Here is a 7,431-nt window from a genome sequence, read left to right on the forward strand (position 1 = left end):
CAGTTCGACCAACTGATGCGCGTGCACCTCAAAGGCCCGTTTTTCCTTAGCCAACGCCTGCTGCCGCTGCTGGCCGATGGCGGGCGCATTGTTAACGTATCGTCTGGTCTGGCGCGCTTCTCGCTGCCGGGCTATGCCGCGTACTCGGTCATGAAAGGCGGCATCGAAGTGCTGAGCCGTTACCAGGCCAAGGAGCTGGGTGCCCGTGGCATCAGCGTTAACACCCTTGCCCCTGGCGCCATCGAAACTGACTTTGGTGGCGGCGCGGTGCGTGACAACGCCGGCCTTAATGCCATGGTCGCCAGCAATACCGCCCTGGGCCGCGTCGGCCTGCCAGACGATATCGGCGCCGCCATCGCCCTGCTGTTCAGCGACGGCGCTGGCTGGATCAATGGCCAGCGCGTAGAGGCGTCGGGCGGCATGTTTTTGTAAGGGTTAGATAACGTCATAGCCTTCGGCGAGGTGCTGGTCCTTTAACCGCACATAATTTGCCGCGCTATAGGTAAAAAACGCCCGCTCCTTTTCAGTGAGCGGGCGTGCTTGTTTGGCCGGGCTGCCGACGTAGAGAAAGCCGCTTGCCAATACGCGCCCAGGCGGCACCAGACTGCCCGCGCCGAGGATCACCTCATCTTCAATCACCGCGCCATCCATTACCGTCGAGCCCATGCCAATCAAAATGCGATTGCCGACGGTGCAGCCATGCAGCATCACCTTGTGGCCAATGGTCACGTCATCGCCAATCAACAACGGAAAGCCATCGGGGTTAAACGGCCCGGCGTGGGTAATGTGCAGCACGCTGCCATCCTGCACGCTGGTGCGCGCGCCGATACGGATGTGGTGCATATCGCCGCGGATCACCGTCAGCGGCCACACCGAGCTGTCATCGCCCAGCTGTACGTCGCCAATCACCACGGCCGAGGCGTCGACAAAGACCTTTTCGCCCAGCGTTGGCGTTGTGCCTTGGTACTTACGAATTGCCACGATAGAAACCTCTTAAGCTGCGTCTGGCCTTGATTGTAATTAAGATGGCGCCATATCAGGTGGAACCCATTCAATTGGCTCCAGCCTAATAAAATTCAACGCATAACAGGTGACCGTCGTGAGCGAGAACAACCCCCTACTGCAAGCCTTCGACCTGCCACCCTACTCGGCTATCCGCCCCGAGCATGTCGAGCCTGCGGTCGACACCCTGCTGCGTGAAGGCCGCGAAGCGCTGGCCAAGCTGCTCGCCGAACAACCCGAAACGCCCACCTGGGAAGGCCTGGTGCTGGCGCTGGACGAGCAAGGTGAGCGTTTAGGCCGCGCCTGGAGCCCGGTCAGCCACCTCAATGCCGTGTGCAATAGCGCCGAATTACGTGAAGCTTACGAGGCCTGCCTGCCCAAGCTGTCCGAGTACTGGACCGAGCTGGGCCAGAACCGCGCGTTGTTCCAAGCCTATGAGGCTCTGGCCAACAGCCCGGCGGCGGCCAGCTTTGATGTGGCGCAAACCACCATTTTGCAAAACGCCCTGCGCGACTTCCGCCTGTCCGGCATCGACCTGCCGGCCGAAGAGCAACAGCGCTACGGTGCCATCCAGATGAAACTGTCCGAGTTGGGCAGCCGCTTCTCCAACCAATTGCTCGATGCCACCCAGGCCTGGACCAAGCACATCACCGATGAAGGCGCCCTTGATGGCCTGCCGGATTCAGCCAAGGCGCAAATGGCCCAGGCCGCTGCGGCTAAGGAGCTGGACGGCTGGCTGATCAGCCTGGAATTCCCCAGCTACTACGCGGTAATGACCTACGCCAACGACCGCGCCCTGCGTGAAGAGCTCTACGCCGCTTACTGCACCCGCGCTTCCGACCAAGGCCCGAATGCTGGCAAAAACGACAACGGCCCGGTGATGGCCGAGATTCTCGACCTGCGCCAGGAGCTGGCCAAGCTGCTGGGTTTCGCCAACTTTTCCGAGTTGAGCCTGGCCACCAAAATGGCCGAGAACAACGACCAGGTGCTGACGTTCCTGCGTGATCTGGCGCAGCGCAGTAAACCGTTTGCCGAGCAGGATTTGAGCGAGCTCAAAGGCTACGCCAACGAACAAGGCTGCGCCGATTTGCAAAGCTGGGACGTGGGCTACTACAGCGAAAAGCTCCGTGAGCGGCGTTACAGCATTTCCCAGGAAATCCTGCGCGCCTACTTCCCCATCGACAAAGTGTTGAGCGGCCTGTTCGCCATTGTGCAAAAGCTCTACGGCATCGAAATCGCCGAACTCAAAGGCTTCGATACCTGGCACCCGGATGTGCGCCTGTTTGAAATCAAGGAAAACGGCCAGCACGTTGGCCGCTTCTTCTTTGACCTTTACGCCCGCGCCAATAAACGTGGCGGCGCCTGGATGGACGGCGCCCGCGACAAACGCCGCACGGCCGCTGGCAACGTGGTCAGCCCGGTGGCCAACCTGGTGTGCAACTTCACCCCGGCCGTTGGCGACCAGCCGGCGCTGCTGACCCACGATGAAGTGACCACCCTGTTCCACGAATTCGGCCATGGCCTGCACCACCTGCTGACCCGCGTTGAACACGCCGGTGCCTCGGGCATCAATGGCGTGGCCTGGGACGCGGTGGAGCTGCCGAGCCAATTTATGGAGAACTGGTGCTGGGAGCCTGAAGGCCTGGCGCTGATTTCTGGCCACTACAAAACCGGCGAAGCCCTGCCACAAGACCTGCTGGAAAAAATGCTCGCGGCGAAAAACTTCCAGTCCGGGCTGATGATGGCGCGGCAAGTGGAGTTCTCCCTGTTCGACTTCGAACTGCACGCCACCCATGGTGATGGTCGTTCGGTGCTCGAGGTGCTGGAAGGTATTCGCTCTGAGGTCTCGGTGATGCGTCCGCCGGCCTATAACCGCTTCCCTAACAGCTTTGCGCATATCTTTGCTGGCGGTTACGCAGCGGGTTACTACAGCTACAAATGGGCGGAAGTGCTGTCCGCCGATGCCTTCTCCAAGTTTGAAGAAGACGGCGTACTGAACGCCGAGACCGGCCGCGCCTTCCGCGAAGCCATTCTGGCCCGTGGCGGTTCGCAGGCGCCGATGGTGCTGTTTGTCGACTTCCGTGGCCGCGAGCCGAGTATCGACGCCCTGCTGCGTCACCTTGGCCTGAGTGCGGAGGCGGCATAAATGGCAATCGGCAAAAAACGCTTTATCGCCGGCGCCGTGTGCCCGGCGTGTAGCGAGAGCGACAAAATTCAAATGTGGGACGTCGATGGCACGCCGCATCGCGAATGTGTGGCCTGCGGCTACGCTGACACCTTGAATGAACAAGGCCAGTCGGTGCCCAAGGAGTTGGGTACGCGGGTGAATAAAGCGGTTCCGAAACCGGCTGATCCCAAGGTGCAGGGTGTGCAGTTTTTTCCTAATCCGAAATTGAAGAAGCCCAGCCAGTAACAGGAACAGTCCTATGTGGCACGTGGTCTGTGGCGACAATGCGGTGGAAGGCGTAACCCACGTAGTGGGCGAAGCGCTGTCGCTCTATGTGCTGCGTGATGACTTGGCCGTGGGGCCGCTGGCGGATATCGACCAGCCGCCGTGCGCCGAGCGCATGGCGTTCTGGCTGGCGGTATGGCCGGCGAGCGTGCAACCGGCGCCGGACTTTTCCAGCCTGAGCGATGACGTGCACTGGCTGGCTAACCTGGTCAACCAAAACGAGGCGGTTACCGTCTGGCATGGCGACAGTTGTTCCGAACAACTGATGCTGTGCCGCGTGGCGGCTGCCCTGCAACACAGCGATCTGCCCTTCTTCGAAGTGCCCTGCGGCACCGGCGATAGCCGTGTGGCGTGGCGCAAAGCGGTGGCCATGCATGCGCCGGATGAGCTGCTTGGCTTGTATAAACCGAAGCTGGTAAGCCCGGCGCGCCGCCAGCAATTGGCGGCGTTATGGCAGGCGGCTGTGGCCGCAAACGCGGCAGTGCGCCGCTGGCGCGACGGGCAATTTTATGGCGAAGACTATCAGGTGATCGACGCCGCCTTGGTTGCCGCGTGTACCGAGCAATGGCAACCGCTGCCTCGCGTTATGGCCGAGGTGATGGGGCATTGCGATGGCTTTTTTGCTACCGACTTTTTTCTGTTCTGGCGGGCGCGGGAATTGGCCTCGGCGGCAAGGCTGCAGCTGTCGGATGACCCGCACAAATCCAGTTATAGCGAGTTAAGCGTCAAGTGGTAGGGTGGGCTGTGCGCACCACGGCGCAGGCCTCAAGATCGCCTGGTGCGCGCAGCACACCCTACCCGCTCTTCCTTTTAGCCGCGGCGAAAAAACTCCCCCGGCGTGCAATCAAATTGCTGCCTGAACGCGGCGATAAACGCTGACGTCGATTCATACCCGCAGCCCAATGCCACATCGGTGACCCGTGCACCCTGCTCCAGTGGCGACAACGCTCCCAATAAGCGCAGCCGCTGTCTCCACGCGCGAAAGGTCAGGCCGGTATCGCGCAGGAACAGTCGACTCAGGGTTTTCTCTGAAGCCCCAAGCCGTCCGCCCCACTCGCTCAAGCTGCGACCATCCTCGGGGTGCGCCTGTAAGTGCCGGCACAGCTGTTGTAAACGCGGGTCAGTGGGCAGCGGTAAGGACAGACGCACTTCCTCGGCGCTGCGCAGCTGGTCCAACAGCACCTGCGCCAAGCGCCCGTCTGCACCTTGCTCGTCGTACTCCACCGGCAGTGTAGAAAAGCGGCTGATCAGCTCACGGGTCAGCGGGCTAACACTTAGCACCCGACAATGCCCCGGCGCCCAACGGGTTGCCGCGCAATCCAGATACAAACCGCGCAATTCGGTATGTGGCGAGCTGATCACTTCATGCTCCAAACCGGCCGGAATCCAGATCGCCCGTTGCGGCGGCGCAACAAAACTGCCGGCATCGGTATGCACATGCAGTACGCCCTGAATGGCGTAGGAAAGTTGCACCCACGAATGGCTATGCCGCGCCGTGGTTACTTGCTGCGGCAAGGATTCAGTGCGCGCAAACACCGGGCGTGGCAGGCGCGCCAGGTCCGGCACTTGGCGTTGGCCGATAGGCGAAGCGGAAATCTGTCCGTTTGCCGGCATATTCTGGCTTTCTGGCGTTAGTCGGTAATGAGTGGCCACGGTAAAGTCCCCGCTACTCTTTGGCAACTCGATCGGAACCACCGCCCATGGCCCGCTCCCGCTTACTCCCGGACAATTTCACCCTCACCCTGATCGCGGTCGTCGTCACCGCCAGCTTGCTGCCTTGCAGCGGTCAGGCCGCTGTAGCCTTTGGCTGGATCACCAATATCGCCATCGCCCTGCTGTTCTTTTTGCACGGCGCCAAGCTCTCGCGCGAAGCGATTCTTGCCGGCGCTGGCCACTGGCGTCTGCACCTGCTGGTGTTCAGTTGCACCTTTATCCTCTTCCCGCTGCTGGGCTTGGCGCTTAAACCGCTGCTCTCGCCGGTGGTGGGCAACGACCTGTATATGGGCATCCTCTACCTCTGCGCGCTGCCGGCGACGGTGCAGTCGGCGATTGCCTTTACTTCGTTGGCGCGCGGCAACATTCCTGCGGCCATTTGCAGCGCAGCGGCTTCCAGTTTGTTTGGGATTTTTCTCACGCCGCTGTTGGTCACCTTGCTGCTGAATGTGCACGGCGAAGGTGGCTCGACCCTGGATGCCATCCTCAAGATCAGCGTGCAATTGCTCCTGCCATTTATTGCCGGGCAGATTGCCCGGCGCTGGATTGGCACCTGGGTGGCGGCCAATAAAAACTGGCTGCGCTTTGTCGACCAGGGTTCGATTCTGCTGGTGGTTTACACCGCGTTTAGCGAAGCGGTGATTGAGGGTCTGTGGCACCAAGTGCCGCTGCCCAAGTTAGGGGGCCTGGTGTTGGTGTGCTGCCTACTGCTGGCGCTGGTGCTGGTGATCGTGCACCTGCTGGGCAAATGGTTTGGCTTCAATATGGAAGATCGCATCACCATCTTGTTCTGCGGCTCGAAAAAGAGCCTGGCCACCGGCGTACCCATGGCTCAAGTGCTGTTTGCTGGCGGCAGTATTGGCTTGCTGATCTTGCCGCTGATGCTGTTTCACCAGATTCAGCTAATGGTCTGCGCGGTACTGGCCCAGCGTTACGCCGAGCGCGCGGAGCCGGTTGCAGGCGAGGCCGTCGAAAGCCGTTAAGCGGAAATTTCGCCCTAAACCTTGGCGCGTACCCGTTGGATAATTTACTGTACATGCATCCAGTAATTTATCCGCAGGTACGCCCATGTCGCAGTTTCTCCCGCCGCGCGGCCGTGGCACCGCCAGTAACCCGCACAACCGCTTTGCCGCCACCCGCTCGGTGCGCGAAGACGACGGTTGGTTTCAGGAAGAAACCCCGCTCACCTTTACCACCGAGGTGCGCGAGGAGTTCGCCAAGAGCGTGATTACCCGCAATAACTCGCCAGATGTGGGTTTTGACCGCTCGGTAAACCCCTACCGCGGCTGTGAACATGGCTGCATCTACTGCTTTGCGCGGCCCAGCCACGCCTATTGGGACCTTTCCCCCGGCATCGACTTTGAAACCAAGCTGATCGCCAAAACCAACCTGGCCAGTCGCCTCGAAGAGCAGCTGCAAAAGCCCGGCTATACGCCAGCGCCCATTGCCCTGGGCATCAACACCGACGCCTACCAACCCATCGAGCGCGAACACCAGCTCACCCGCCGCAGCCTGGAAATCATGCTGCGCTACCGCCATCCGGTACACATCATCAGCAAAAGCTCGCTGATCCTGCGTGATCTCGACCTGCTTAGCGAACTGGCCAGTCGCAACCTGGTCAGCGTGGCCTTTAGCCTCACCACCCTGGACGACGAACTAAAACGCATCATGGAGCCGCGCGCCGCCTCGCCGAAAGCGCGCCTGCGGGCCATGAAGGAACTGCACGAAGCCGGTGTGCCGGTTAGCGCCATGGTCGCGCCGGTTATTCCGATGATTAACGACAGCGAGCTGGAAAACATCCTCGCTGCCGCCAAAGACGCCGGCGCCCGCTCCGCCGGCTACGTGCTGCTGCGTCTGCCGCTGGAAATCGCCGAGCTGTTTGAAGAATGGTTAACCAGCCACTTCCCCGACCGCGCGGCTCATGTGATGAGCCTGATCCGCCAATCGCGCGGCGGTAAAAACTACGACAGCACTTTTGGTACGCGGATGAAAGGCGAAGGCATTTTTGCTGAGCTGCTAAACCAGCGTTTTAAGCTGGCGATCAAGCGCTTGGATATGAACCGGCGCGGCGATTTTGGCCTGGACTGCAGCCAGTTTTGCCCGCCGGGGGCGCAGATGAACCTGCTCTAAATCGAGCACCTGGCTTTACGAAAATATCCGAAAAAATATCCGAATTTGCGTGGTTTTTTTTTGTGACCAAAACAACAACCGCATAGTTGAATCTGCTTTAGCGGCTGGGCAGGTGCGACCACGCGGGGTATGGT

At 60.5% G+C, this 7,431-nt stretch carries 8 protein-coding genes; 6 read left to right on the plus strand and 2 right to left on the minus strand.

The window, feature by feature from the left end:
* Window positions 1-432: SDR family oxidoreductase (locus tag AAAB16_RS10735; protein WP_340663304.1), on the plus strand; the 432-nt coding region annotated here is incomplete at its 5' end.
* Window positions 433-435: 3 nt separating this feature from the next.
* Here AAAB16_RS10735 and AAAB16_RS10740 read toward each other — a convergent pair.
* Window positions 436-981, minus strand: coding sequence for a gamma carbonic anhydrase family protein (locus AAAB16_RS10740; protein WP_340663305.1), 546 nt, complete (start codon window positions 979-981; stop codon window positions 436-438).
* Window positions 982-1,099: 118 nt separating this feature from the next.
* On the opposite strand from AAAB16_RS10740, the gene prlC reads away from it, so the two are divergent.
* From prlC to AAAB16_RS10755, 3 genes are read left to right on the plus strand one after another with little or no spacing between them, the layout of a single operon-like run.
* The gene (gene prlC, locus AAAB16_RS10745) at window positions 1,100-3,148 is read left to right on the plus strand and encodes an oligopeptidase A (protein WP_340663306.1); all 2,049 of its coding nucleotides are present in this window, start codon (window positions 1,100-1,102) and stop codon (window positions 3,146-3,148) included.
* Entirely contained in the window at window positions 3,149-3,415 is a 267-nt protein-coding gene (locus AAAB16_RS10750; protein ID WP_110615519.1) for a YheV family putative zinc ribbon protein, read from the plus strand.
* A 13-nt stretch (window positions 3,416-3,428) separates the two neighbouring features.
* Window positions 3,429-4,190 carry a DUF3658 domain-containing protein gene (locus AAAB16_RS10755; protein WP_340663307.1) on the plus strand — a complete coding sequence of 254 codons (762 nt, stop codon included), beginning with the start codon at window positions 3,429-3,431 and terminating at the stop codon, window positions 4,188-4,190.
* Between the two features lie 74 nt (window positions 4,191-4,264).
* On the opposite strand, the gene AAAB16_RS10760 is transcribed toward AAAB16_RS10755, so the two are convergent.
* On the minus strand, window positions 4,265-5,068 hold the full coding sequence (locus AAAB16_RS10760; protein ID WP_340663310.1) for a helix-turn-helix transcriptional regulator: 804 nt from the start codon (window positions 5,066-5,068) through the stop codon (window positions 4,265-4,267).
* Window positions 5,069-5,154: 86 nt separating this feature from the next.
* Between AAAB16_RS10760 and AAAB16_RS10765 the strand changes: the two genes are divergently transcribed.
* Window positions 5,155-6,150 carry a bile acid:sodium symporter family protein gene (locus AAAB16_RS10765; RefSeq protein ID WP_340663308.1) on the plus strand — a complete coding sequence of 332 codons (996 nt, stop codon included), beginning with the start codon at window positions 5,155-5,157 and terminating at the stop codon, window positions 6,148-6,150.
* 85 nt (window positions 6,151-6,235) lie between these two features.
* On the plus strand, window positions 6,236-7,297 hold the full coding sequence (locus tag AAAB16_RS10770) for a PA0069 family radical SAM protein (RefSeq protein ID WP_340663309.1): 1,062 nt from the start codon (window positions 6,236-6,238) through the stop codon (window positions 7,295-7,297).
* Window positions 7,298-7,431 lie beyond the last annotated feature (134 nt).

Origin of the sequence: Pseudomonas sp., from assembly GCF_037994325.1 — a bacterium.
Classification (GTDB): domain Bacteria; phylum Pseudomonadota; class Gammaproteobacteria; order Pseudomonadales; family Pseudomonadaceae; genus Aquipseudomonas.

Bases quoted from the DNA above. Each gene is read 5' to 3' on its own strand.
- AAAB16_RS10770 (WP_340663309.1), top strand. From the start codon at position 6,236: ATGTCGCAGTTTCTCCCGCCGCGCGGCCGTGGCACCGCCAGTAACCCG.
- AAAB16_RS10755 (WP_340663307.1), top strand. From the start codon at position 3,429: ATGTGGCACGTGGTCTGTGGCGACAATGCGGTGGAAGGCGTAACCCAC.
- AAAB16_RS10750 (WP_110615519.1), top strand. From the start codon at position 3,149: ATGGCAATCGGCAAAAAACGCTTTATCGCCGGCGCCGTGTGCCCGGCG.
- AAAB16_RS10760 (WP_340663310.1), bottom strand. From the start codon at position 5,068: ATGCCGGCAAACGGACAGATTTCCGCTTCGCCTATCGGCCAACGCCAA.
- AAAB16_RS10765 (WP_340663308.1), top strand. From the start codon at position 5,155: ATGGCCCGCTCCCGCTTACTCCCGGACAATTTCACCCTCACCCTGATC.